This is a genomic window from Achromobacter sp. GbtcB20 (genome assembly GCF_019091095.1).
GTDB lineage: Bacteria > Pseudomonadota > Gammaproteobacteria > Burkholderiales > Burkholderiaceae_B > Achromobacter > Achromobacter mucicolens.
In genome coordinates, this window is the sequence record NZ_JAGXJZ010000063.1 from 1 (window position 1) to 1,463 (window position 1,463).

General features: G+C 59.7%; 2 protein-coding genes. Both read right to left on the reverse strand.

Going from position 1 to position 1,463, the window contains the following annotated elements; genetic code table 11:
• A partial coding sequence (locus KVT32_RS27740; protein WP_217619153.1) for a hypothetical protein occupies nucleotides 1–267 on the reverse strand: 267 nt, incomplete at its 3' end.
• 4 nt (nucleotides 268–271) lie between these two features.
• Nucleotides 272–1,306 (reverse strand): YhcG family protein, encoded by a 1,035-nt coding sequence (locus KVT32_RS27745; RefSeq protein WP_217619154.1) that lies wholly within the window; start codon nucleotides 1,304–1,306, stop codon nucleotides 272–274.
• Between the last annotated feature and the right edge of the window lie 157 nt (nucleotides 1,307–1,463).

The following is a 1,463-nucleotide window of genomic DNA, read 5'->3' on the forward strand; positions in this document are numbered from 1 at the left end:
GCGCAGATTGGCCTGATAGGGCGTGATGCCGGTGACATCCACCGCAACTTCCAGCTTCTGCAAGGCGGCACTGATGTGAGCAGACGAATAACCGCGAGCGGCCAGATTGGCGCGCAGCAGCGCGGTTTCGATGGCGCGGTTGTGGTCGCGCTTGCTCCAGTTGCCCAAGTGTTCGTAGCCCAGGCCGCCATCGGCCAGTGGGGTGGTGAACAGCCGCGCCACGCGGTTTTGGCTGTTGCGCTCGGAGCGCGGCATGGGTTGGGTCATCACATCATTCCTCGGCGCCATCATCCACTGGGTTGCCCAGCTCCCGCTCGATCTGTTCGATCGTCGGCAGGCTGGTTTGCAGCTCTTGCGGCAGGGATTCCACCAGCTTGTATTCGGCAATGCCCATGGGCTGCGACTTGTCGCCCAGGGCGTACTCGGCCACCACCTTGTTCTTGCTCTTGCACAGCAGCAGGCCAATGCTCGGATTGTCCTGCGCGTGCTTCACCTGCCGATCCACCGCCGTCAGGTAAAAGCCCAATTGTCCCAGGTGCTCAGGCTTGAACTTACCTGCCTTCAGTTCGATCACCACGTAGCAGCGCAGCTTGAGGTGGTAGAACAACAGGTCGATGAAGAACTCCTCGCCGCCCACGTCCAGCAACACTTGCCGCCCGACGAAGGCAAAGCCCGCCCCCAGCTCCAGCAGGAAATCGGTAACGTGCTGTACCAACGCCTTCTCAATTTCGCGTTCCTGTGCTTCCTCGCCCAGGCCAAGAAAATCGAAGCGGTACGGATCTTTCAGCGACTCAATGGCCAGATCGGATTGCGGTACAGGCAGGCGCTGATCGAAATTGGTAACAGCTTTGCCCGTGCGCTCCAGCAGGCGGGTTTCGATGTGGATGTTCAGCACATTGCGCGACCAACCATGTTCGATGGCCGCGAGGGCATACGCCAACCGCTCCGTTGGCGCTTTCAAGCGATCCAGCGGCAATTGGGCAGCAGCCTGCTGCACAATTTCAGCGTCCGGCCAGGCCTCAGCAAACGCCCGCATGTACTTGAGGTTGCGCGGCGAAAAACCCTTCATGTCCGGGAAGGCGGCACGCAAGTCATGCGCCAGCCGCTCAATCACCTTCGTGCCCCAACCCTGCTCGGCTTGCCGTGCCAGGATGTCGCGACCGATCTGCCAGTACAGGCTCACCAGTTCCAGATTGACCGCTAGCGCCGCACGCTGCTGGGCGGTGTGGATGCGGCCCTTCAGGTCAGCCAGCCAGTCGGCGTAGCCTTGCGGGGTGGAGGTTAGGGAGATTGGTTTGTCGGTCATCGGCTTTTCATCTTCTTTGTTATCCGTTGTTTCCCTTATTGGACATTCCTGTAGATCACACTGCGAAATGAGTTCTGTACCAGCGCCCATTTCCCGCCTGACTCCAGACGGTACATGCGCAATCCTTTTTCATCCTGATAGCCCGCCGACACTTTCA

Excerpts from the sequence above, each read along its gene's own strand:
- KVT32_RS27745 (WP_217619154.1), bottom strand. The coding sequence starts at position 1,306 with ATGACCGACAAACCAATCTCCCTAACCTCCACCCCGCAAGGCTACGCC.